Raw genomic sequence first — 22,259 nt, 5'->3', positions numbered from 1 at the left:
GGCTTATTATGCCCCAACTTGGCCGCTCGCGTCCCAGAGCACGTTATCGGCGAGCGCGATTAGCACCTGCTGACAACGAACGATATCGGCGTGGGGCACATATTCGTTGGGCTTGTGCGCGAGCGCGAGCGACCCGGGACCGTAGCTCATGCAATTGCGGTTACCTGTCTTGCCGGCAATGACGGCGGTGTCGGTGTAGCCGGTAAAGAAGCCAACGGTCGTGTCCGCGTCCGTCACGTCATCGGCGGCACGCTTGAGCGCTGCTAGAAGGGGAGAGTTTGGGTCGCGCTCGATGGCGGGGCGGTCGCCCGTCACGACGTAGCTGCCGTGGCAACCGGGAATGGCGGCTTCGGCGACGGCGATGGCCTGCTCTACCATGCGCGTTACGGCGGCCGTATCGGTCGGCGGGGTCAGGCGCATGTCGACCCAGACTTTGGCGCGGTCGGGTACGACGTAGGGGCGATATCCGCCCTCGATTTGGCCGAACGTGATGGTCGAAGGCCCCAGCTCATCGTGCGCGGGCAGCGCCACAAACGCGCGACGGAGCGAACACACGACCTCGGCCATGGCGGCGACGGCATCCGCGCCCTTCCAGGGCCGGCTTGCATGCGCCGTCACGCCATCCATTTCAATCTCGAACCACGTACGCCCCTTGTGCGCCACCTGGATCTGTCCGTCGGTGGGCTCGGTGTCCAGCACCCATTCGCGCGAACCGACCCAGCCGGCATCGATGGCTGCCTCGGAGCCTCGCATAAAGTCTTCCTCGTCGACCGAGCAGATGAGCGAAAAGCCGCGGCGGGGCAGCGCGCCATTCGCCGCCACGCGCTCGAGCGTATGGACCAGTGCGGCAATGGCGCAGGCCAGGCCACCCTTCATATCGCAGGCACCGCGGCCATAGAGTTTATCGTTGCGCACGATCGCTCCGAGCGGCGGAATGTCCGCGTCCCAGCCATCGCCCAGCGTAACGGTATCCATATGGCAGATATAGACGAGCCGTGGCTCGTCGCTCAGTCCCGGCACGGTGACCATAAGGTTGCGGCGCCCGGGCAGCACCTCGAGTTCCTCAACCTGCACGGCATGGAGCACCGGATGGCTCAGCTGTGCCACCCGTTCCTCAACCAACGCTTTGATATAGCGCTCAATCTCGTCCTCATACGCACCCGGGTCTGAGCTGTCGATCCGCACGAGTCCTTGCGTAAGCCGCCAAGCAAAATCTGTATCAACCATAGGCACCTCACAGATAGTTAGGTCAATATACAGATTGTATGTCAAGAAGCGGCTCGGTGTATTTAATGGAGTGCTCACAAAAACGGGGGCGCCTCTCGTGCGAAAGGCGTCCCCGCGGGCATTCAATGTCAGTGACGGGCAGGCCACATGGGGAACTGCCCGTCAGATCAGCCGGCGCTATTTGATTACGCGCACGCGATACATCGACGGAATCTGCTTGAGCGCCTCGATGGTGCTGCTGTCCAGGTGCTCGTCGGTGTCGAACATGGTGTAGGCGTTCTCGCCGGCGGACTCGTTGGTCATACGCTGCACGTTGGCGTTGTCCTTGGCCAGGATCGCCGTGATTTGGCCGATCATGTTGGGCACGTTGGCGTGCAGGCAGGCGATGCGGCTTGCGGCGCGCGCCTTGCCCATGCTGCAGGCGGGGTAGTTGACGCTGTGCGCTATGTTGCCGTTCTCCAGGTAATCCTTGAGCTCGCTGATGGCCATGTCGGCGCAGTTGGCCTCGGCCTCGCCGGTGCCGGCGCCCGAGTGCGTGGTGATAAACGTATTGGGCATCTTGACGGTCTTGGGCGTGGCGAAGTCGCAGCTAAACCAGCTGAGCTTGCCCTCGCGCAGGGCGGCGTCAACGGCGTCCTCGTCAATGATGGTCTCGCGTGCGTAGTTGATGAGCACGGCGTCGGGTGCCAGTAAGTTGATCTGCTCGGTGCTGATCATGCCGATGGTGTCTGCCTTGCTGGGCACGTGCACGGTGAGGTAGTCGCAGCCGCGGCACAGATCCTCGAGCGTGCCCACGCGCTGCACCTCGCGGCTCAGCACCCACGCGTGCTCGACGGAAATAAACGGATCGTAGCCGTAAACGTCCATGCCCAGGTCGACGCAGGCGTTGGCGACCTTGGAGCCCACGTTGCCCAGGCCGATGACGCCGATGCGCTTGCCCTTGAGCTCGCGTCCCACAAAGGCCTTCTTGGCCTTCTCGGCATCGACCTGAATGTCGGGGTCGTCGGCGTTGTCGCGCACCCAGTTCATCGACTGCACCACGCCGCGGCTCGAAAGCACCAGCATGCCCAGGACGAGCTCCTTGACGGCGTTGCTGTTGGCACCGGGGGAGTTAAAGACGACGACGCCCTTCTTGGCGTACTCCTCGACGGGGATGTTGTTAACGCCGGCGCCGCAGCGGGCGATGGCGCGGATGCCCTCAGGCAGCTCGTAGCCGTGCAGGTCGGTGGAGCGCATCAGGACGGCATCGGCCTCCTCGGCGGTGCCCACAAACTCGTAGCCCTCGCCAAACTCGACCTTGCCGTCCTTGGTAATGTCGTCGATGGTCTTAATCTTACGCATGAAAAACTCCTTAGCAGGTTTGTCTAAAACAGGTGGTTTGAAGTGGCTGGTCGGCCCGCGTGTTGCGGGCTAGTTAGATCGCGGACTCAAACTATGCTGCGCTTCGAAGTCCTTCATGTACGTGGCCAGCGCTTGCACGTCCTCCATGGTGACGGCGTTGTACACGCTTGCGCGCATGCCGCCGACGAGGCGATGGCCCTTGACGTTTTGAATCTGGTGCTCGGCCGCGCCTGCAACAAAGGCCGCATCGAGCTCGGCGTCGCCGGTGCGGAAGGTGACGTTGGCGATGGAGCGGCTGTCGGCCTGCGCGGTGCCATGGAACAGCTCGCTGTGCTCGAGCAGGTCGTAGAGCAGGTTGGCCTTGGCCCAGTTGCGCTCGGCCATGGCGGCAAGTCCGCCGGTCTGCTCAACCCAACGGAACACCTTGCCGCACACGTAGATGCCAAAGGTGTTGGGCGTGTTGAGCATGGAGCCCTTGGCGACCTGGGTCTTGAGGTCCAGGTACTGCGGCGTCTGCGCAAAGGCGGGGCTTTCGGCGATAAGGTCGTCGCGCACGATGACCACGGTCACGCCTGCGGCGCCGGCGTTTTTCTGCGCGCCGGCGTAAATGAGCCCGTAGCGCTCAACGTCGAGCGGCTGTGACAAAAAGCAGCTCGAGACATCGGCGACCAGCGGCACATCGCCGCAGTTGGGCAGCTCGTGGTACATGGTGCCAAAGATAGTGTTGTTCTGGCAGATGTAGACGTAGTCGAGCCCGTCGCCCGCGGCCTCGGCGGCAATGCGCGCGTTGACGTCGGCCATGTCTGGGATGCGGTCGAAATTGGTGTCCTCGGAGCTCGCGAGCAGCACGGCCTCGCCGTACTTGGCGGCCTCCTTGTACGCCTTGTTGGCAAAGTTGCCGGTCACGACGTAGCCGGCGCGGCCGCGGCGCATGAGGTTCATGGGGATGCCCGCAAACTGCAGCGTGGCGCCGCCCTGCAAAAACAGGACACGGTAGTTGTCGGGGATGCTCAGCAGGCGGCGCAGGGTTGCCTCGGCGTCGTCGATGATCTGCTGGTACATGCTAGATCGATGGCTCATCTCGAGCACGGACATGCCGCAACCGCGGTAGTCCATCATCTCGTCGGCGATCTCGGCGAGCACGCTTGTGGGCAGTGCGGCCGGGCCAGCTGAGAAGTTGTGCACACGTGCCATCTTCTAGTTCCCCTCGTAGTCGTTTGAGCGTTCGGGATACTTTAGCACAGTGGAGCGCCGGGCGCGACCGCATCACGGTAAAACTCGAGTGCGCCGCTATGATTTACAGGATGGTTACATGGGGGAGGGCGGTCGTTAGGTCTATATCACCGGGATATACCGTGACAAATACTCCTTGAGCGCTGGGTCGCATACATAAAGAAACGTTCCCAGCATGCCGCGCGTCATGAGAACGTAGTAGGCGTTGACGATAATCTTTCGTAGGTCGTCGTCGCTTGCCTTTTTCTTTGCGACGGTATCTTTGAAGTTTGCCTTGTTAACGCAGACGCCCCCTTTGTCGTTGTCGTAGTAAATGTCGGGACCCAGAATTACGAATCCGTAATTGAGGTCGTAGCCCTGCACTGTGTGAATGCAACCAACCTCATTGACAGCGTTGGCAGAGTTGACCCAATCCTTTTGAGTTGAATTCCAGCGTTTGCGAATGCCCTCGATGACGATATCGAACGCATCTTTATTGGTCTTCGTTTCCCACTTCCACGCAAAACCTGCCGTCATGCGGGATAGACCAACTTCTTCTTCCTTGGCTTGCTGCAGAGAACAGAAATCCTCAAATCGGTCGACGATGCCAAACTGGTACCTGGGGATATCACTGTCAGGATCGCCGGCTTGCGAGTCGTAGGGCTGCGAGGCAAAGAGCTCATCAAACTTCATGCCGGCATGCATGTACGCTTTGTTATCAAGCAGGTCGTAGACAAAATCGAGGTACTCATCGCCGCCACGCACACGCATTTGGGTGCTCAAGTTGAATTCTTCGGTCTCGATTCCTGCTTCTTCGAGTTGGTTGAGTCGCTGCTCGAGGTCGTCCCGATTAAATCCGGATGCACGGGCCTGCTGCTTGGGGTCATAGAACAGATAGGCCTTGTCGCAGCATTTAAAAATCCAATCCACCTGGCTGCTCGTGCGCGGCAAGTTGAGTCGTTCGCATGTGTTGTAAAAAGCTCCGATGCCGGCGCCGGCGGTCAAGTAGTTTCCCAGTCGGTGTGCCTCGTCGACAAGCAAGATGTCATACCGATCGTTTTTGGTGACATCGCTGGGGCTCAGGATATCGCTGGGCTTTAACCCGGGAAGGAAGTGCGTGAGCTTTTTGAGCGTCTTGCTCAAAGACTCCATGGGCGTCACGAAGCCGACCCGTAGACCGGAAAGGTTCGGTTCATTTTTGATTTTGAACATGAGACTGATGGCGAGGATTGTTTTGCCTGTTCCCGGAGCGCCGTTTACGACGGTTACGCGCTCTTTCTTGGGGCCGCCGTGTTTAATGTCTTCATGCTCCTGTTCGAGACGTTTATAAATCGTCTCGATCGTTTCGTATTGGTCGGGCGTAAGCGTCTTGAAAGGCGAGAACTTGAACAGATCGGAGTTCTCGAGCTCTTCAATCGGATGAATCGCGTAGTTTTCTTCGCGAAGCTTTGTCCAGAGGTCTCGGAACCTCTGGCGATACTGAGGCCGCTCAAAATAATCGAATTGGGCATAGCCGTTGTTGGCATTGGTGACCTGGTATTTTTCGTCGGCACAGAACAGCTCAATAAGTCGATTCTCGAACTCGAACGTTGCGGATTGGTTGAAGGTGGGATTGTCGATCAGAAGGGTCCGGTCGAAGTCCTTGTCCACGTTTGCAGCGTGTTGTTTCATACGGCGCTGGTAGTTGGTTGTTTGGCCGATGTATGCCGTCTTGTTTCTGCTGTTGGTGAGAATGTAAAGGACGGGCCAACTCTCGTCATGATGGGCTCCAGGCTTTGGCGTGCCAAAGTCCTGAAGAGATTCGCTTGTCTCAAAGGGCTGGGGCAGGGGAAGCGTGTATTGCCGAAGGGCGAACTCATTACTCATGATGGTCCGCCTTTCTGTATTCATTAGATGATGCGTCGACGGTGTAGCGCTCACCATTGCGCTTGAGCTTGGACGAAAGCGCCGCTGGCAGGTCGATTTCATTTAAATCTGCGAAACGCAGAAGGAAAAGGAGCGTGTCGGCGACTTCGTCTTCGATGGCTTGGCGTTGCTCGGTGTCTTCGAACATTTCTGCAATGCGCTCGTCGCTCATAAAACGAAAGAGCTGAAGGAGCTCGGAGGACTCAGTTGCCATGCCGATGGCGAGCTCTTTTGGCGTGTGATACTTGCGCCAGTCGCGTGCATCACAAAAGTCCCTGACTTGTTCCGTCATGGCATCGAGCCTATCCATCGTCCGCAACCTCCCTGATGTTCATTGTTTTATTATGGCGGTATCTGGGATTTATTGCACCTCATTTGGGGCATGCGGTTTGTTCGGTCGCGATTGCCGGTAGGAGGTTTCACCATGAAAATCGAAGTTGATGTAGACCAACTGCGCGAGAGTCTGCTCGACCGCGCGGGGAGTGCGGCGGGCGTGGGTTTTCCGGCCGCCATGCTCGACGTGATGGATATCGAGGACGAGTCGCCCCAAGAGCTCCTAGCCCGAGCCGAACGCGAAGGCCTCGACCTCTGCGACTTTGCCGTCGATGGTGACGCGGACGATGACTACGGCGCAGACGAGGAATGGTAGCCGCGATTGAACTTCAACCCCATCCCTTCAATAAGATGCGGTGAAATGGGGACTGTTTGGGCTGCTAGAAGGCCTATTCAGTCCCTATTTCACCGCAACTTATGGGTGGGGATGGCTACGACGCCAGCGTGGCGATGACGGCTTCGTCGCCGGCGTATATGAGGGTGTTGCCGTCGGGGATGATGGTTTGGCCGTCGCGCTTGAGCATCACGACGATAAAGGGGTGCTTGCCTTGTGGCACATCGCGCAGGCGCAGTCCTGCCAGGCGACCGTGGGGTGTCACGGTGACCTCGCGCAGCGTAACCTCGGCACGCTCTTCAAACGTCGGCGCGGCCATAACCAGAAGGTCGCCTTCTTCGATCACGGTATCGCCGTTGGGCAGCACCGGGTGCGCGCCGTCGCGCAGCACCAGGACTACGAGCATGTCCGTCGCACTGCCAATGTCCGCGAGCGAGCGCCCCGCAAACGGATGCCCTACACCCACCTTGAGCTTAACGAAAGACATGCCGTCCTCGTCGCGGTAGTCGTTAAACGTGCGGCGCACGTCGCCTTCCGCGTCGATCATATCGAGTTTCTTCGCCACCGCCGGCAGCAGCGAGCCCTGCACCACAATGCTCGACACGGCGATCACAAATACCAGGTCAAACAGGTCGTGACCACCGGGAACACCGAACACCACGGCAAAGAGGCTAAACACGACCGAAGCGGCACCGCGCAGACCCGCCCAGCTTACGAGCGCAACCTGGCGAGAGTTAGTCTTAAAGGGCGCCAACAGCAGGCCCACGGCGATGGGGCGGCTCACAAAGAGCATAAACGCCATGAGTGCCAGGCCCGGTAGCAGCATTTGCGGCAGGCGTGCGGGCGTCACGAGCAGACCGAGCAAGAAGAAGATAGTCATCTCGGCCATCTCGGTGAGGGTATCGAAGAAGTGTGCCATTTCGACCTTGCCGGTGATGTCGCTCGCGCCCAGAACGATACCTGCCAGGTATACGGCCAAAAAGCCGTTGCCGCCCAGGTAGCTCGGCAGCGCGTAGGCCACGATCGCCACGGCGAACAAGAAGATGGTCTGCGCGCCCTCGGCCGTTGCATGTGCGCGTTCAATCAGGCGGCTGGATGTCCAGCCGATGGCAAGGCCCAGCCCCACGCCCAGGATGATCTGCTTGGCCAGCAACACGGGAATGTCGATGTTGCCGCCCGCCGCGAGGGTCGCGAGCACCGCGGTGAGCATGTAGGCGACGGGGTCGTTGGAGCCTGATTCGACCTCGAGCAGCGAGTCGGTGCCGCCCTTTAGTGACAGGCTGTGCTCGCGCAGCACGCTAAAGACGCTCGCCGCATCGGTCGACGCCACGACCGAGCCTAGCAGCAGGCCGCCTATCCAGTCGAAGCCCAGCGCGAAGTGCGCAAAGGCGCCCGTGATGCCGGCGGTGATGACGACGCCGAGCGTGCTCAGCAGTACCGCGGGCGCGGCGACGGGCTTGGCACGGTCGATGTTGGTGTTAAAGCCGCCGTAGAACATGATGAACAGCAGCGCCGTGCTGCAGACGGTTTCGGTAAGCGCGTAGTCGCTAAAGTCGATGTGCGCGGGGCCGTTGACGCCCAGCAGCATGCCCAGCGCGATAAAGATGAGCAGGGTGGGGAAGGGGAGCTTTTTGCCGACGGGTTTGATGGTCAGGCACAAAATGATGACGAGGCCGATAAAGAGAAGTATCTGGTTCATGGATAGTGTCCGCTTCTGGGTGGTTTGCGTGGCACGGTCAATTATCTGTGGTTATTTGTACCCAAAGGTGGTGGGTTTATGGGGCCGAGCCGCGGGCGTTCGCATTATCGACACGAGGCCGGGGCGGGGGGTGTTCCTATAGTTTTGTCAACTGGGCAATGCTGTTTTCGAGATTGAATCGCGACATGCTAACGCCAGGCCTTTCGGCCGATGGGCTCCAATCTGTTCGGAGCGCTTCGACTAGGCGGCGTAGGGCACCCTGTCCCGCATGATCGCGTAGATGACCTTCAGCCTCTTTCGTGCCAGCGCCTTGAGCGCCTTGCCGTGCGGCATGCCCCGCTCTCGGCACCTAGCGTAGTAATCGCCCCATCTTCCCTCTGTCCGGGTAAGGCAGTTGCACGAGAATATGAGCAGGTTCTTCAGCCTCTTGTTGCCTTGGCGCGATGCCGTCACCGAGGAGATCGAGGTCCCCGACTGGCGGTTGCGCGGCGCCAGGCCGCAGTACGACGCGAGCCTGTCGTGGCTTGGGAAGTCTTCGATATCTATGGAGATCGCGAGCTCGGAAGCGGTTTTGGGGCCGATCCCCGGCACCGTCAGGAGGCATCGGTAGGTATCGTCGCCCTCGAGGAGGGCGGATATCTCCGCCGTGATCACATCGATCTCCGCCGAGTTCTCGGAGATCCTGCGCGCGAGCAGCCTCACCGCCCGGTCCTCGGCGGCGATGGCCGCCGCGTCCGGCCTTGTCGAGGAGGCCGTCGAGCGGACGAGGGCCTCGATCTTGCCGCGCGCCGCCCCGCGCGTGAGCGCCGCCGCCCTGCGGGGCCCGGCGTCGGCCACCGACCAGGCCCCGCCGAGGGATGCCATGAGCCTCAGCTGGGGACCGTCGGACAGGTCGACCAACGCCTCGAAGGCGGGGCACGATTCCAGCAGGATGCTGCGCAGCCGGTTCTTGCTCCTGGTGTTTTCGCAGGTCAGGAAGTTTCTCTGGGCGGCCAGCGCCCTCGCCGCCGCGACCGTCGGGCCCGGATCCCCGACCGGCAGGAGTGCGTCGGGGATGCCCAGCGCCGTCTTCGCGATGACCATTGCGTCCCGCTCGTCGGTCTTGGCGTCGCCGGCGAAGAGCCTGGCGGCCCCGTGTGCCGCGAGTCCCGGTAGGTACGCCGCCGACATCCCGGCCGCCTTGGCGCGGGCGAGCGCGAGGGCGCCTATGTTGCGCGACTGGTCGACGACCACGAGCGCGTCGGGGAAGCGGCCGAACAGCGAGTCCAGATCGCCCTCCCTGTTCGCGACGGGGGCGCTCAGCAGTATCTCGCCGTCCCGGGTCGCGACGCATGCCCAATGGGACAATTTCCCGACATCGAGCCCGATGACGGCTTCCGGCATTCTAGGTGGTGCCACGGTGTTATCCTCCAATCGGTAGGCCGATCGGAACCCCTCCCTGCGACACCCACATTACCTGGCCGTGGCGCTTGCGCCCGGCAGTTTCCTATCAGTCGTCCGGAGCGGCGAGCGCCCCCGGTGGCAACACCCCCCGGGCCCTCTACGGGGCAGGGGCAGACGGCCATCCGGAGGCGCCCGATCGGCGGCCCCTCGGGGCTTGCCCGTATCGTAGGCAATGCGCCGAATGCTCGCCATCGAAATTTATCGGTGGCCCACTTCAGACTGTAATGGGTGGTGCTGGGTGGAGCGTTGATGATGGTGGCGCGGTATTTCCGGAGCGTGCGGGCGGCCGCTTGTGGCCGTTGGCTGTGGTGGCACTTTCCACCGTTATTGCAACGGAGTACAATGGGTAACGTTTAAGTTCAACTTGAAGTTTTAGTCGTGGCATCGGGCTTCGGCCGTAATGCAGGGAAAGGCGTTCCATGGCGATCTATGTGACATCTGATGCTCACGGGCACGTGCACGCACTGGACGAGGCCCTTTCCAAGATCTCGCTGACGTCCGACGACACGCTATATGTGCTGGGCGACATGATCGACCGCGGTCCCGATCCGGTCGGTGTCATCAACTTGGTGCGGTCGCTGCCCAACGCTCGCGTGCTTAAGGGCAACCACGAGCAGATTATGCTCGACGCGATCATTGGCCAGGACCCGCTCGATGCCGAGACCTGGGATATCAACGGCGGTTGGACCACGCGCCAGCAGCTCAACGAAATGGAGTTTGAGGCATACGAGGAGCTAGTGCGTTGGGCTGCTGCCCTGCCGCTCTATGCGGTGACAGAGACTGTCGAGCGGCCGTACCTGCTGGTGCACGCCGGTATTCAGACCGAGGCGGCGCGCGCGTTTTTGCTTGAGCATGGCGTCGATTGCGGCGACGGCAGGGGAGCGGTCGATGCCGATTGCGAGCTGCTGCAGCAAATGCTCGCCGTGCAGTCGTCCGATGACTTGCTCTGGATTCGCCATGGCTATTGGGATGCCCCGACGGGGCTGCTTTCTGCCGAGGGCAAGGGTCCGGTCGTGGTGAGCGGCCACACGCCCACGGTGTCGCTGGGGCGCTATTGCGAGGTTGGCGGCCTGGCAGGGCTCGATGAGGAGTCGGGCCGCGGGCAAATGGTGCGCTTGGGTGGCGAGGATACCGCCGGTGTGCCCGATCGCATCGATATCGACTGCGCGGCGGCCACCGGTTCCGAGTTCGGCCGCGTCGGGATCCTGCGTCTGGACGACGGGGCGGAGTTTTATGCGAACATCAACCCGGGCGAATAATCGCTACAAAGGGTAGCTAATTTGGGACGGGGCCTTTTTGACTACTTTTGCCCTTCTGCCCGCTAATTGATTTTTCTGGGACGGGGATTAAATAATCATTTGGCCGCCCGCTGGCTAAGTGAGTAGACTTTTTTGGAAATGCCGAGCACTCAACATATTTGCCTCAATAAAACCGCAGGTCACAGACTTGTGCTTTGTCGGTGTGATCGGGGATTCGGTAAAAGTCTACTCACTTAGTTTTGCGTGATGCATATTGTCCGCAACGAGACCCCGGCCGGGGTGATTCCATCGCAAATTCCGGTGACCGGGGCAGCTAATTAGGCGCCGTATGGGTTGCGGGCTCGTTCTATGCGCTGGCGGATGTGGGCGTATTCGACAATCAACAGCACCAGCAGTAGGGCCATGATAGCCAGGTAGCTTACGACGGCACCCATCAGGCCAAGCAGGTTGATCAGGATCACCGGGAGCACTACGCTCACGGCAAAGCAGATGAGGTAAATCTTGGTGACGTCGCCGGCGTGGCGCACCACCGTGATAATGGCGTAGATAAAATCGATGGCCGCGGTTACGCCGCCGGCGACGACCATCAGCAGCGCCAATGTGCGGTAGCGCTCAAAGCTGAGGCCGTACATAAAGCTCATGAGGGGAATGCCGGGACCGGCCATAAATGCGGCGCACACGCCGGTGATGGCCACGATTAGTGCCATAACGGCAATAATAATCAAGTCAAAACGGCGGCGTTTGCGCGGGTTCGCCCAAATACTCGACAGACGCAGGAGCTGCGGTTTATAGACAAATCCGATGCTCAGCAAAATAGCCTGCGCTGGAAAGAACAGGGCATTAAAGTACAGCTGGTATTTGTAGGCCAGCGTGCCTTCCATCACAAACTTGGGCATGCTCTCGATAAGGTTGAATAAAAAGAGCGCGCCAAAGAGCGGGGCGCACTGGACAAACAGGTGGCCGACCTCGCGCAGACTCACGTGGCGCGATTTTTCGGTCTCGAGCAGAGCGAGCGGCGCGGTGACCAGCATGAGCGAGGCGATGGCGGTGACACCCATGGCCATCGCCGCGATGGGCATGCTGCGCGTAAGGAACAGCGCCACGCTAAAGACCGCGATGACGCCGACGGAGCGTAGCGTTTGGCTCATGCCGGCCAGGTAGAGTTTATCGGCCTGCTGCAGGCGGCCCTCGTATACGTCGGCGACGCCGTCGATCACCTTATACAGGTAGACGCCCAGGCCGATCGTCGCCATGTGCGCGTCGTAGCCGCGGGCGCTGCTGTATGCAAGGCCGCAGGCCAGCGCGATCGCTCCGCAAAGCCAGCGATTGAGCTGGTAGGAGGCAAAGGACGTCTTCTCGTCGATATCCGAGACCTGGAAATTGCGCACGCCGTAGTTGCACGCGATCATGATGAGCGTGCCGGTGACAAAGGCGATGGAGAACTTGCCGGCCTCCTCGGCGCCCACAAGCTGCGTGGACACGATGGTGAGCAGCGGAAACGCCATGCCCCATACGGCGGTGCCGAGGGTGTTCCAAAGATAGTCGCGACTGGTGGCGTGCTCTTCGTATTCGGCTTCCTGCGTGGAGAAACCGCCGCCGTAGACGGCTCCGAGCAGGCGGTTCCACCAGGCATTGACCATGCGGTGGATGGGGCCGGGCTGGCGATCGCGCTCGCGGCGACGGCGTGTGGCCTGGTTGCTGTCGGGACCGCCGGCGTTACGCTGGCTTAGCTCTTGGATTCGTGCGAGCTCCTCGGCGGTGTGCGATGCGGGGAACAGGCCGTTCTCGATGCGTCCGCCCTGCCCGTGCGCCCCGCCCGATACGGTGGGGTCGGTGACGCCGTTGCGGCGGGCGATGGCGCGGCGGATGCTATCGAGGGGCGTGATGCTCAAGGCGGAGTCCTTTCTATTGCTGCGCTCTAGTATAGACGCGGCGGTGTTTGCTCGTGTTTTTGAACGGATTGTTCAATATTTCGGCAGACGGCAGAAAATTGTCGGTAAGCGTGCGTTATCCTGTTCAAGTTTTATGACACCCCCGATGCCGCCCTCGCGGTACCAAGGAGCTTTTACCCATGGACGTCGCCGCATTTTTGCTGGCTCTTGTGCCTATCATCTGGCTTGTCGTGATGCTGCTGTGCTTTAAATGGCCGGCCTGGAAAGCCGCGATTGGTTCGTTTGTTCTTTCGTGCGTGCTCGCCTTTGCGTGGTGGCATTTGCCGGTGGCGCAGATAGCCACGGCCTCGCTCGAGGGCTTTTTGATGGCGCTGTGGCCCATCGTGTTGGTGATTATCGCCGCCGTCTTTACGTATAACCTCTGCGTTCGCACGGGCGCCATGGACGTGATCGGCAGCATGATCACCTCCATCAGCAGCGATCGCCGTCTGCTGGCGCTGCTCGTGGCGTGGTGCTTCGGCGGCTTTATGGAGGGCATGGCTGGCTTTGGTACCGCTGTCGCCATTCCCGCCGGCATGCTCGCGGGCCTTGGTTTTGAGGCCGTGCCTGCCGTGCTGATCTGCCTGCTGGCCAACGGCGTGCCCACGCCCTACGGCTCCATCGGCATCCCCACGGTGTCCGTTGCCGACCTGGTGGGTCTGGATTCCCTGCACCTGGCGACCGTTCAGCTGGTGCAGCTCGCACCGTTCTTTGTGGTGATGCCGCTGCTCATCGTGTTGGTTGCGGGCCGCGTGACCGACGATCAAGGCGATGTTGCGAGCGTAGGCGAGCGCCTGCACGGCGTGGCCGGTATCGCGCTGCTCTCTGGCGCGTCCTTTGTCGGCGCTGCCCTGGTCGTCGCTATGTTTGTGGGCCCCGAGCTTGCCGTGGTCGTGGGCTCCATCGTGTCGCTCGCGCTGACCGCCGCGCTTGCCATGCGCGCCGAGAAGTCCGGTCACCTGGACGCGCGCTTTCACATGAATATCGAGGCCGGTGAGCAGCTCACCGCTAAGTCGGCGCTTTCTGCCTGGTCGTGTTTCATCCTGATTTTTGTACTGCTGTTGGGTACGTCCAACCTGGTGCCCGCCGTGCATGCCGCGCTTGCGCCCTTTGCGAGCCACGTGCAGGTGTATTGCGGTGAGAATCCCGGTACGCTTACGTTTTCGTGGATCAACACGCCGGGCGTCTGGATTTTCCTGGCGGCGTTTGCCGGCGGTGCCATTCAGGGTGCTTCGCCACGCATGATGGGCGAGGTGCTGGCCGCGACTGTGAAGCAGATGATGCCGACGGTGATCACGATGCTTTCGGTGCTGGGCTGTGCCAAGGTGATGGGCTATGCGGGCATGATCTCTTCGATCAGCGCGTTCTGCATCGCCGTCGCCGGTGGGCTGTACCCGATTCTGGCTCCGTGGATCGGCGCAGTCGGTGCGTTTGTGACCGGCTCGGGCACGTCCTCGGGCATGCTGTTTGGCCCCATTCAGAGCCAGGCTGCCACTGCGCTGGGTGTGAGCGACTACTGGATGGTCGCGTTGAACGCCCTGGGCGTCGCCGCCGGTAAGATGATCTCGCCGCAGACCCTCGCCATTGGTCTTGCCGCCGTGCTCGTGCGCGGTAAGGATGCCGAACTCCTGGGCGCCGTCCTGCCCTACGCCGCCGGCATGCTGGTCCTGATGAGCGCCATAGCCATGCTCGGCCAAGGCCTGCCGCTGTAGTCGGCACTTAGGGACGTTCCTTATGTGCCGGCACTTTGGGAACGTCCCTAAGTGCCGGCATCCGGGGACACTCCTTGAATGTTGTCTGTTCAAGAGTGTCCCCAATGACTAGTCGTTTAAAAGCGTCCCTAACGACTAGGCCGCTTGCCTGCGATTTTTGACCGTTGGGCGGGCGCTTCGCCGTTGCCGCAAAAACGTTTTTGCATATCGGGTACAACGGGCTTTACGTGAGTAAAGTGCGCGCCGCGTCCACGTGTCGCGCTTTTAAAGGAGGCCCCATGCCTGGTGTTACCCCTGCAGAAGTTCTGTCCAACTTTGGTATTGCGCTGGTCGAAGATCCCGCCGAGAATCAGCCCCGTCTGCTGGTCGATCTATCCGCCGCGGAGCTCGTCGAGCACGCCATCCGCCGCGAAGAAGGCCGCATGGCATCCAACGGCGCGCTGGTGATCGAGACGGGGGAGCGCACTGGTCGTTCCCCCAATGACCGCTTTATCGTTGACACCCCCGATGTTCACGACAAGATTGCCTGGGGTGCCGTCAACCGCCCGCTTTCTGCCGAGAGCTACGAGGCCATCAAGGCCGGTATCGTCAACTACCTCAACGAGCGCGATGTGTTCGTCACTCGCGGTATGGCCGGTGCCGATCGCAACCATACGCGTCGCCTGCTTGTCGCCTGCGAGCGTGCCAGCCAAGCGCTCTTTATTAAGCAGATGCTCGCCCGCCCGCTTGCCCGTGAAATCGCACGCACCGGCGAGCCGGACTTCTGCGTGCTCGCCGCTCCCGGCTACCAGTGCGATCCCGCCATTAAGGGCCTCAACTCCAGCGCCGCCGTGGTCATCAACTTCCAGGAGCGCGTGATTTTGGTTGCCGGCACCGGTTACTCCGGCGAAATCAAAAAGTCCATCTTCAGCGTCATGAATTACCTGCTGCCCGTCGAGGACGACGTGCTACCCATGCACTGCTCGGCCAGCATGGATCCCGTCACGCACGAGACCGCCGTGTTCTTTGGCCTTTCGGGCACGGGCAAGACCACGCTTTCGGCCAACCCCACGCGGCTGCTGATCGGCGACGACGAGCACGGTTGGTCCGACATGGGCATCTTCAACATCGAAGGTGGCTGCTACGCCAAATGCGAGGGCCTGGACGCCTTTCACGAGCCCGAGATCTTCAGCGCCGTCCGTTTTGGCGCCATTTGCGAAAACGTGGTGCTCGACGAGAACCGCAAGCCCAGCTACGACGACATCTCGATCACGCACAACACGCGCGTGGCCTATCCCGTGGAGCACATTCCTAACGCGTGGACTAAGGGCATGGGCACCACTCCGAGTGTCGTGCTGTTCCTGACTTGCGACGCTTTTGGCGTGCTGCCGCCCATCTCGCGCCTGACGGCCGACGCCGCCATGTACCACTTTGTGACGGGCTTTACGGCTAAGATTCCCGGCACCGAGGTCGGCGTCACCGAGCCCACGCCCACGTTCTCTTCGCTGTTCGGCGAGCCGTTTATGCCGCTCGACCCCATGGTTTACGCCAGGATGCTTGGCGAGCGCATTGCCGACGGCCGCACGCGCGTGTACCTGGTCAACACCGGCTGGATCGGCGGCGGCTACGGCGTGGGCCATCGCATCGAGCTTGCCTACACGCGCTCGCTGGTCGCGCGCGCCCTCGACGGCACCATCGAGGACAGCGAGTTCGTGCACGACGACATCTTTAACGTCGACATTCCCACGACGTGCCACGGCGTGCCCGATGGCATCCTGGTGCCGCGCCAATACTGGCAGAGCACCGCGCGCTATGACGAGGCCGCGCACAACCTGGCGGTGATGTTCGAGGAGAACTTCGAGAAGAAGTACTCGCACCTGCCCGAGTCCGTCAAAGCCGCCGGCCCGCACGTTCAAGTACACGCCGACGCCCGTCATCGCGGCCGCGGGCTGCTGGGACTTCGCCACTAGCTTCGCCGTGAGTCCATATCCACCACAAAGGGGACAGGCACCTTTGTGGTGGTTTTGCTCGCGTGGATGACTCGGGTTACAATACGCCTGACATATCGCCCCCTTCTCCGGATGGGGACAGCGCAAGCGTTCTTGTGACGGCACCGTAGGACTTTGAAGGTGGCCGTTGTAAGGGCGCTTTTTGTTTAGGCGCCCTCACTCGGGCGCGCACAATGAAGGGAGAGCGTATGAAGAGCTTTATTGCCGAGGATTCATTCTGGGAGCTGTTTCCGCAGGCAGCGGTCGGTGTTGTGGTCGTGGAGGGCATGAAGCCCACGGCTCAGATTCCTCAAGAGGACGTGGATGCGATTGCGGCGTTGCTCGACCGCGCCAATATCGATGCGGAGCGTCATCTGACCAGTGACACTATCAGCGAGAACGCACCGGTCAAGGCATGGCGCGAGGCCTATCGTCTGTTCAAGACCAAGAAAGGCGCGCGCTGCTCGATCGAGAACTTGCTCAAACGCGTGCTCAAAGGCAAGCCGGTGGGCCACATTACGCCCGCGGTGGATATTTACAACACGGTGTCGCTGACCTACGCGCTGCCCGTGGGAGGCGAGGATCTGCATGCGATCGAGGGAGACCTTCGCTTGAAGGTGACCGACGGTGGCGATGCGTTCTTGCCGCTTGGCGAGGAGGCGGACGATCCGACGCTGCCCGGCGAGCTCGCCTATATCGACGATGCGGGCGCTGTGTGCCGCTGCTGGAACTGGCGCGACGGCGTTCGCACGGCGCTGTCCGATAATTCGGCCGATGCGTTCCTGGCGATTGAGTGCGTGGAGTCCGAGCGGATGGGGGATTGCCAGGCTGCGATCGATCGCTTAGCCGAGCTGCTTGAGCGCTATCTGGGAGCGACGGTTGTCATTAAGACGCTTGTGACCTGCGACAATCCTTGCGTGGAGCTGTAGCGGCGCCTAGAACCTATTGATGCCCCAAACCACCACAAAGGTGCCTGTCCCCTTTGTGGTGGTTTTTATGTTGATGGGTTAACAATTGAGATATTTGGGTATGGGGGTTCGCGCATGCGGTTAAGATGTTTACCCGTAAGCATTATGCAAGCGAAAGGCGGTCGTCTCCCATGCAGCAGAACGACGAGACACGTTTCGAGGACTTTGTCGGACTGATCAGTGGGCTCTACAAGGAGATCCAGCGCATTAAGACATCCGAGGGCGCAAGGCTGGGCCTCAAGGGCTCCGACGTGATGTGCCTGTACTATCTTGAGCGCAGCAAGGACGGCCTGACTGGCGCTGACCTGGCTCGCATGGCAGGCGTGACCCGCGCCGCCGTCTCGCGTACGCTCGCGCATCTGGAGGAGGGCGGCTACGTCGAGGTCGATGATTCGGGCGATGCCGCCGTTAAGTATCGTGCTCCGGTGCGCCTGACCGCTCTGGGCGGCGAGAGCATGAGCGAGGCGGACCGCATCATTCGCGAGGTGCTCGATACCACCGGTAAGGCTATGGGTGTGGAGCAGCGCGAGCAGATGTATGCGTCGCTGCGTACGATTCTCAACACCCTGCGCGAGATCTAAGGCCGCCCAGGCATTTGCTTTCCATTAACAACTGCATAGTCCCGTTTGAGCGCGTATACCGTGCCGGGGCATTGCTGTCAAAATTCCCCGCGCGTGACCTGCGCAAGAAAGGATTCGCTATGTCCATTCGTATTATTACCGATTCCGCAAGCGATATGTCGCCGGCTGAGCACCCCGCTTTGCGTGTTCTGCCGCTGTCCGTTACCTTTGGTACCGATGTGTACATGGATGGCGTCGACATCGATCACCAGCGCTTTTACGAGATGCTCGTGGAGCGCGATGAGCTGCCCAAGACCGGTCAGGTCAACCCGTACGCGTTTTCACAGGCGATTGCCGAGACGCGTGAGGCCGGCGACGAGGCAGTGATTATTACCGTGGGCGCCAAGCTTTCGGGCACCAATCAGAGTGCCCGTACCGCACTTGCCGAGACGCCGGGCGGCGACGTGTTCGTGGTAGACAGCAATAACGTCACCCTGGGCGAACGTGTCCTGGTCGAGTATGCGCTGCGCTTGGTGGACGAGGGCCGTAGTGCGGCCCAAATCGCGGCGGCCGTAGAGGCCGTCCGTGACCGCGTGGTCGTCATCGGCCTGCTCGAGACGCTGGAGTACTTGGTGCGCGGCGGTCGCCTGTCTGCCGCTGCGGGCGCTGTGGGCACGCTGCTCAACGTGAAGCCCGTAGTGGCCGCCGAGGACGGCCTGATTGTGCAGCTGGGCAAGGCTCGTGGCTCCAAGAACGGCCGTAACCTGCTCAACCAGAAGGTCGAAAAGGCGGGCGGCGTCGACTTTTCCATGCCGCTGGCACTGGGCTATACGGGCCTTTCGGACGCTGTGCTCAAGAAGTACATCGAGGACAGCGCCGCGCTGTGGGCTGGACACACCGAGAACGAGCTGCCCATCCACACCATTGGCGCCACCATCGGCACCCACGTGGGCCCCGGCGCCGTAGCCGTAGCCTTCTTCCGCCCCGCCAACTAGCTTTCCGGTCAAAACCACCACAAAGGGGACAGGTACCTTTGTGGTGGTTTATGCTTTTCAGGGTGGAAGGGAGCGATCGATGGCGTCTGAGGGCTTTTTTGAGCGGGTGTACGAGGTGGTCGAGCAGATTCCCGAGGGGATGGTCGCTACGTACGGTCAGGTGGCGCTGCTCGCCGGTCGTCCGCGGAGCGCGCGCTATGTGGGCTATGCGCTGCACAGCAACCCGCGCCCTGGCCAAATTCCCTGTCATCGCGTGGTGTTTGCCGACGGCCGTATCTGTGAGGGCTTTGCCTTTGGCGGCCCCGATGCTCAGCGTGAGCTCTTGATGGGGGAGGGTGTGACGTTTACCGATCCCGTGCACGTCGACTTGGCCGCCTGTCGCTGGCTTGCCGGGCTCTAGCGGTTCTTCCGTGGCGAAAACCACCACAAAGGCGCCTGTCCCCTTTGTGGTGGTTTTACACTGTAGGTTTACCAGAGCTAACTTATGGAGAAGGTGTGGCGGCGTACTTTGCCGTCAGAAAGTAAACCACGGTGAACTATATTGGTTTCAGCAAGGGAGCAGGCAATAGGCGATGAAAAAGCCTGCCCTGTTGAGTTTGATTCGCATCCCTCCCCTCTGTGCGATTCAACGGTGTACTTCGGGAACAGGCCCGCTGGCAGCTAACTGCCGGCGGGCCTGTTCCTGTTTGTCGAGGGGGTGCGATGGACGGAGCCGAAGCGGTCCGGCTCCAAAAAAGGCGGACGCCGCAGCGCCCGCCCTAAAGCAATCGAAAGCTCAAGCCAGTAGATCGGTCTAGTACACCATGCCCATGGCGTCCTGAACCTCTGCCAGGGTCTGATCGGCGATCTCGTTGGCGCGACGGTTGCCCTCGTGCAGGACGTCCTTCACATAGTCCAGATCGTTCTCGTAGCGCTGGCGACGCTCGCGGATCGGTGCGAAGTACTCGTTGACGGCCTCGGTCACGTACTTCTTGAGCTGGCCGGAGCCGCCCATGCCGATCTCCTCGGCAATTTCGACCTCGGAGCGACCGGTGCAGATGGCGGCTGTCGAAAGCAGGCCAGACACGCCGGGGCGGTTCTCGGGATCGAACGTGATCATGCGCTCGGAGTCGGTCTGGCTCTTCTTGATGCGTTTGGCCGTTTCCTCGGCGGTCATCGAGATGTTGATGGCGTTGCCGTAGCTCTTGCTCATCTTGCGACCGTCCAGGCCCGGCAGCAGCGGGGTCTCGGACAGCAGCGCGTCGACCTCGGGGAACACCTTGCCGTAGCGGTTGTTAAAGCGGCGAGCGATGGTGCGGGTAAGCTCGATGTGCGGTAGCTGGTCGCGACCGACGGGCACCACGTTGCCCTTGCAGAACAGGATGTCGCAGGCCTGGTGCACCGGGTAGGTGAGCAGAAGGCCGGTGAGCTCGTGGCCCGAGGCCTCCATCTCGGCCTTTACCGTGGGGTTGCGCGCCAGCTCGGCCTCGGACACCAGCGACAGGAACGGCAGCATGAGCTGGTTGGCTGCGGGCACGGCGGAGTGCGCGTAGATCATGGTCTTGTCGGGGTCGATGCCGCAGGCAAGGTAGTCCATGACCATGTTGTACACGTTGTCCTGGATGTGCTCGGTCGTGTCGCGGTCGGTGATGACCTGGTAGTCGGCGATGAGCACGTTGGTCTTGGCGCCCATGTTCTGCAGCTCAACGCGGCCCTTGAGGGTGCCAAAGTAGTGGCCCAGGTGCAGGCGGCCGGTGGGGCGGTCGCCGGTGAGCATGGTGAACTTCTCGGGCGTCTTGGCCAGGCCCTCGCGAATGGCGTTGCTCTTTTGCAGCGCGACTTCGTAGCTGTTCTCGTTTGGCATGATTGCTCCTAACGTATGCGTATTGGTCAAGATGATAACGCGTTTATTGAAAGGGGTAGGGCGTAAGTAGGCGAGGGGCGGGAGAGGGGCGGCTTGTGCGATGGGTGCGGCGAGGCTGCGCTTGGCCAGCGTTGCCTGGGCGCATCCTCGGCAGCTTATCCTAGAGCTTGTGGTGGCGCTCTTCTTTACGTTCTTCGGCTGCCTGCTCCTCCTGTTTAAAGGCGGGGTCGTCGGGGGTTACCAGCTCGTCCTCGTGTGTGCGCTTGTTGTAATGGTGGCGCAGGACGGGCTCAAACAGGTGCAGGTGCTTGGCGAAGGCCGCCGAGCCAATAGCGAGCACGACAAAGATGAGTACGCGCGTGGGCACCTCGACCTGATTGATCGCGGCGGCGCCGGCCGAAAGCATGATGCACCAGGCGTAGATGAGCAGCACGGCCTGCTTTTGGTTGTAGCCCTCTTGGATCAGGCGGTGGTGGATGTGGCCCTTGTCGGCCTGTCCGATGCTAATGTGGGCGCGCTTGCGACGCACGATGGCGCTGAACGTGTCGATGATGGGCACGCCGGCAACGATGAGCGGAATGATAAGCGAGGTGAGTGCGGCGGTGCGGCTCACGTTGAGCAGCGAGATGGAGCCCAGCGCAAAGCCCAGAAGCAGCGACCCCGAGTCGCCCAAGAAGATGCTTGCGGGGTTGAAGTTGTAGCGCAAAAAGGCCAGACAGGCGCCAAAGAGCGCAATGGAGAGCGCGGCGGCGTCGATGCGGCCCGAGAGAACGGCCATCGAAAACATGGTGAACGATGCGATGCCGCAAATGCCCGTGGCCAGGCCGTCGAGGCCGTCGATGAGGTTGATGATGTTGGTGAACGCCACTAGGTAGATCACGGTGATGGGGTAGGCGAGCCAGCCAAGCATGATCTCGCCGGGGGCAAACGGGTTGATGATGACGCCGATTTTTAAGCCGCCGATGCAGGCGATGAGCGCGGCGAGCACCTGGCCGGCCAGCTTTTGCTTGGGCTTGAGCTGGAAGACATCATCGATCGCGCCGGTCGCAAAGATCACGGTAAAGGAGAGTGCCAGCACGGGGTAGCTGATGTGAAGGCGCGGGTGCGGTACCAAAACGGGCGGCCAGCCCAGGTACCAGGTGCCCAGGATCTGCACGATGCAGGCAACGACGAGGCCCAAAAAGACTGCCGTGCCGCCCATGCGCGGGATGGGTTTGGTGTTAATGCGGCGCTTTGAGGGATAGTCGACGGCATCGAGCTTAATCGCCAGACGCTTGACCAGGGGTACCGTGAGAAAGGTCGTGATAAAGGCAGCGGCCGCCACGCATAAGTACGGTATGAAGCTCGTGGAGGAAACCATGAATCAAAAAACCGCCAAGCGTCGAAGGAAAAGGTCAAAGGGCGCTACGCGCAAAAGGGCATAGCTGACCCATGATACTCGACCGAGGGGGTGCGGGGGTTTGTGCCGTGCGATTATCACGCGCTTACCAGATATTAGGATGTTGGCGGGGGTTCTGCCGAGTGCTGTTG

The 22,259-nt window shown here is 61.1% G+C and carries 18 protein-coding genes; 8 read left to right on the top strand and 10 right to left on the bottom strand.

The features are described 5' to 3' along the window. Window positions 1-6: 6 nt before the first annotated feature. The 5 genes from LCQ44_RS09565 to LCQ44_RS09545 form a co-directional block, all read right to left on the bottom strand. Window positions 7-1,227, bottom strand: a complete 1,221-nt coding sequence (locus tag LCQ44_RS09565) for a M20 family metallopeptidase (protein ID WP_225093719.1) — start codon at window positions 1,225-1,227, stop codon at window positions 7-9. A gap of 177 nt (window positions 1,228-1,404) precedes the next feature. Continuing rightward, window positions 1,405-2,568, bottom strand: coding sequence for a phosphoglycerate dehydrogenase (locus LCQ44_RS09560; RefSeq protein WP_225093718.1), 1,164 nt, complete (start codon window positions 2,566-2,568; stop codon window positions 1,405-1,407). Between the two features lie 69 nt (window positions 2,569-2,637). Further along, window positions 2,638-3,762 carry a 3-phosphoserine/phosphohydroxythreonine transaminase gene (serC, locus tag LCQ44_RS09555; protein ID WP_225093717.1) on the bottom strand — a complete coding sequence of 375 codons (1,125 nt, stop codon included), beginning with the start codon at window positions 3,760-3,762 and terminating at the stop codon, window positions 2,638-2,640. 141 nt (window positions 3,763-3,903) lie between these two features. Continuing rightward, window positions 3,904-5,646, bottom strand: coding sequence for a DUF2075 domain-containing protein (locus LCQ44_RS09550; protein ID WP_225093716.1), 1,743 nt, complete (start codon window positions 5,644-5,646; stop codon window positions 3,904-3,906). Continuing rightward, window positions 5,639-5,995 carry a nucleotide pyrophosphohydrolase gene (locus LCQ44_RS09545; RefSeq protein ID WP_225093715.1) on the bottom strand — a complete coding sequence of 119 codons (357 nt, stop codon included), beginning with the start codon at window positions 5,993-5,995 and terminating at the stop codon, window positions 5,639-5,641. Before LCQ44_RS09545 ends, LCQ44_RS09550 begins: the two co-directional genes overlap by 8 nt. Window positions 5,996-6,109: 114 nt before the next feature. Here LCQ44_RS09545 and LCQ44_RS09540 point away from each other — a divergent pair, with 114 nt between their 5' ends. Continuing rightward, window positions 6,110-6,334 carry a hypothetical protein gene (locus LCQ44_RS09540; RefSeq protein WP_225093714.1) on the top strand — a complete coding sequence of 75 codons (225 nt, stop codon included), beginning with the start codon at window positions 6,110-6,112 and terminating at the stop codon, window positions 6,332-6,334. Window positions 6,335-6,449: 115 nt separating this feature from the next. Here the strand turns inward: LCQ44_RS09540 and LCQ44_RS09535 are convergent, their stop codons facing one another. After that, the gene (locus LCQ44_RS09535; RefSeq protein ID WP_225093713.1) at window positions 6,450-8,051 is read right to left on the bottom strand and encodes a potassium/proton antiporter; all 1,602 of its coding nucleotides are present in this window, start codon (window positions 8,049-8,051) and stop codon (window positions 6,450-6,452) included. Between the two features lie 240 nt (window positions 8,052-8,291). Beyond that, the gene (locus LCQ44_RS09530) at window positions 8,292-9,449 is read right to left on the bottom strand and encodes an IS110 family RNA-guided transposase (RefSeq protein ID WP_225093533.1); all 1,158 of its coding nucleotides are present in this window, start codon (window positions 9,447-9,449) and stop codon (window positions 8,292-8,294) included. Between the two features lie 464 nt (window positions 9,450-9,913). Between LCQ44_RS09530 and LCQ44_RS09525 the strand changes: the two genes are divergently transcribed. Beyond that, complete coding sequence (locus LCQ44_RS09525) at window positions 9,914-10,753, top strand: metallophosphoesterase (protein WP_225093712.1); 840 nt, start codon at window positions 9,914-9,916, stop codon at window positions 10,751-10,753. A 317-nt stretch (window positions 10,754-11,070) separates the two neighbouring features. Here the strand turns inward: LCQ44_RS09525 and LCQ44_RS09520 are convergent, their stop codons facing one another. Continuing rightward, window positions 11,071-12,645: a lipopolysaccharide biosynthesis protein gene (locus LCQ44_RS09520; protein WP_225093711.1), complete on the bottom strand. Its 1,575-nt coding sequence runs from the start codon at window positions 12,643-12,645 to the stop codon at window positions 11,071-11,073. A 179-nt stretch (window positions 12,646-12,824) separates the two neighbouring features. On the opposite strand from LCQ44_RS09520, the gene LCQ44_RS09515 reads away from it, so the two are divergent. The 6 genes from LCQ44_RS09515 to LCQ44_RS09490 all read left to right on the top strand — a co-directional run bounded on the left by LCQ44_RS09515 (window position 12,825) and on the right by LCQ44_RS09490 (window position 19,286). Further along, window positions 12,825-14,396, top strand: a complete 1,572-nt coding sequence (locus tag LCQ44_RS09515; protein ID WP_225093710.1) for an L-lactate permease — start codon at window positions 12,825-12,827, stop codon at window positions 14,394-14,396. 278 nt (window positions 14,397-14,674) lie between these two features. Further along, entirely contained in the window at window positions 14,675-16,345 is a 1,671-nt protein-coding gene (pckA, locus tag LCQ44_RS09510; protein ID WP_225093709.1) for a phosphoenolpyruvate carboxykinase (ATP), read from the top strand. 227 nt (window positions 16,346-16,572) lie between these two features. After that, window positions 16,573-17,292, top strand: coding sequence for a B3/B4 domain-containing protein (locus LCQ44_RS09505; RefSeq protein WP_225093708.1), 720 nt, complete (start codon window positions 16,573-16,575; stop codon window positions 17,290-17,292). Between the two features lie 170 nt (window positions 17,293-17,462). Beyond that, window positions 17,463-17,912 carry a MarR family winged helix-turn-helix transcriptional regulator gene (locus tag LCQ44_RS09500; RefSeq protein ID WP_022093866.1) on the top strand — a complete coding sequence of 150 codons (450 nt, stop codon included), beginning with the start codon at window positions 17,463-17,465 and terminating at the stop codon, window positions 17,910-17,912. A 119-nt stretch (window positions 17,913-18,031) separates the two neighbouring features. Then, window positions 18,032-18,886 carry a DegV family protein gene (locus tag LCQ44_RS09495; protein ID WP_225093707.1) on the top strand — a complete coding sequence of 285 codons (855 nt, stop codon included), beginning with the start codon at window positions 18,032-18,034 and terminating at the stop codon, window positions 18,884-18,886. A gap of 79 nt (window positions 18,887-18,965) precedes the next feature. Further along, on the top strand, window positions 18,966-19,286 hold the full coding sequence (locus LCQ44_RS09490) for an MGMT family protein (protein WP_225093706.1): 321 nt from the start codon (window positions 18,966-18,968) through the stop codon (window positions 19,284-19,286). A gap of 393 nt (window positions 19,287-19,679) precedes the next feature. Here LCQ44_RS09490 and trpS read toward each other — a convergent pair whose 3' ends face one another. Together trpS and LCQ44_RS09480 are read right to left on the bottom strand one after the other, a co-directional pair. Then, a complete protein-coding gene (trpS, locus tag LCQ44_RS09485) occupies window positions 19,680-20,729 on the bottom strand; it encodes a tryptophan--tRNA ligase (RefSeq protein ID WP_195568757.1) in 1,050 nt (349 codons plus the stop codon). A 160-nt stretch (window positions 20,730-20,889) separates the two neighbouring features. Further along, the gene (locus tag LCQ44_RS09480) at window positions 20,890-22,089 is read right to left on the bottom strand and encodes an MraY family glycosyltransferase (protein WP_225093705.1); all 1,200 of its coding nucleotides are present in this window, start codon (window positions 22,087-22,089) and stop codon (window positions 20,890-20,892) included. Between the last annotated feature and the right edge of the window lie 170 nt (window positions 22,090-22,259).

The organism is Collinsella aerofaciens, from assembly GCF_020181355.1.
Lineage (GTDB): Bacteria > Actinomycetota > Coriobacteriia > Coriobacteriales > Coriobacteriaceae > Collinsella.
Note: the sequence above shows the minus strand (reverse complement) of the source record. Positions and strands in the feature narration are given on the sequence as shown.

Bases quoted from the DNA above. Each gene is read 5' to 3' on its own strand.
- LCQ44_RS09495 (WP_225093707.1), top strand. From the start codon at position 18,032: ATGTCCATTCGTATTATTACCGATTCCGCAAGCGATATGTCGCCGGCT.
- LCQ44_RS09490 (WP_225093706.1), top strand. From the start codon at position 18,966: ATGGCGTCTGAGGGCTTTTTTGAGCGGGTGTACGAGGTGGTCGAGCAG.
- LCQ44_RS09540 (WP_225093714.1), top strand. From the start codon at position 6,110: ATGAAAATCGAAGTTGATGTAGACCAACTGCGCGAGAGTCTGCTCGAC.
- serC (WP_225093717.1), bottom strand. From the start codon at position 3,762: ATGGCACGTGTGCACAACTTCTCAGCTGGCCCGGCCGCACTGCCCACA.
- LCQ44_RS09560 (WP_225093718.1), bottom strand. From the start codon at position 2,568: ATGCGTAAGATTAAGACCATCGACGACATTACCAAGGACGGCAAGGTC.
- LCQ44_RS09565 (WP_225093719.1), bottom strand. From the start codon at position 1,227: ATGGTTGATACAGATTTTGCTTGGCGGCTTACGCAAGGACTCGTGCGG.
- LCQ44_RS09525 (WP_225093712.1), top strand. From the start codon at position 9,914: ATGGCGATCTATGTGACATCTGATGCTCACGGGCACGTGCACGCACTG.
- trpS (WP_195568757.1), bottom strand. From the start codon at position 20,729: ATGCCAAACGAGAACAGCTACGAAGTCGCGCTGCAAAAGAGCAACGCC.
- LCQ44_RS09545 (WP_225093715.1), bottom strand. From the start codon at position 5,995: ATGGATAGGCTCGATGCCATGACGGAACAAGTCAGGGACTTTTGTGAT.
- LCQ44_RS09505 (WP_225093708.1), top strand. From the start codon at position 16,573: ATGAAGAGCTTTATTGCCGAGGATTCATTCTGGGAGCTGTTTCCGCAG.
- LCQ44_RS09550 (WP_225093716.1), bottom strand. From the start codon at position 5,646: ATGAGTAATGAGTTCGCCCTTCGGCAATACACGCTTCCCCTGCCCCAG.
- LCQ44_RS09535 (WP_225093713.1), bottom strand. From the start codon at position 8,051: ATGAACCAGATACTTCTCTTTATCGGCCTCGTCATCATTTTGTGCCTG.
- pckA (WP_225093709.1), top strand. From the start codon at position 14,675: ATGCCTGGTGTTACCCCTGCAGAAGTTCTGTCCAACTTTGGTATTGCG.
- LCQ44_RS09480 (WP_225093705.1), bottom strand. From the start codon at position 22,089: ATGGTTTCCTCCACGAGCTTCATACCGTACTTATGCGTGGCGGCCGCT.
- LCQ44_RS09515 (WP_225093710.1), top strand. From the start codon at position 12,825: ATGGACGTCGCCGCATTTTTGCTGGCTCTTGTGCCTATCATCTGGCTT.
- LCQ44_RS09500 (WP_022093866.1), top strand. From the start codon at position 17,463: ATGCAGCAGAACGACGAGACACGTTTCGAGGACTTTGTCGGACTGATC.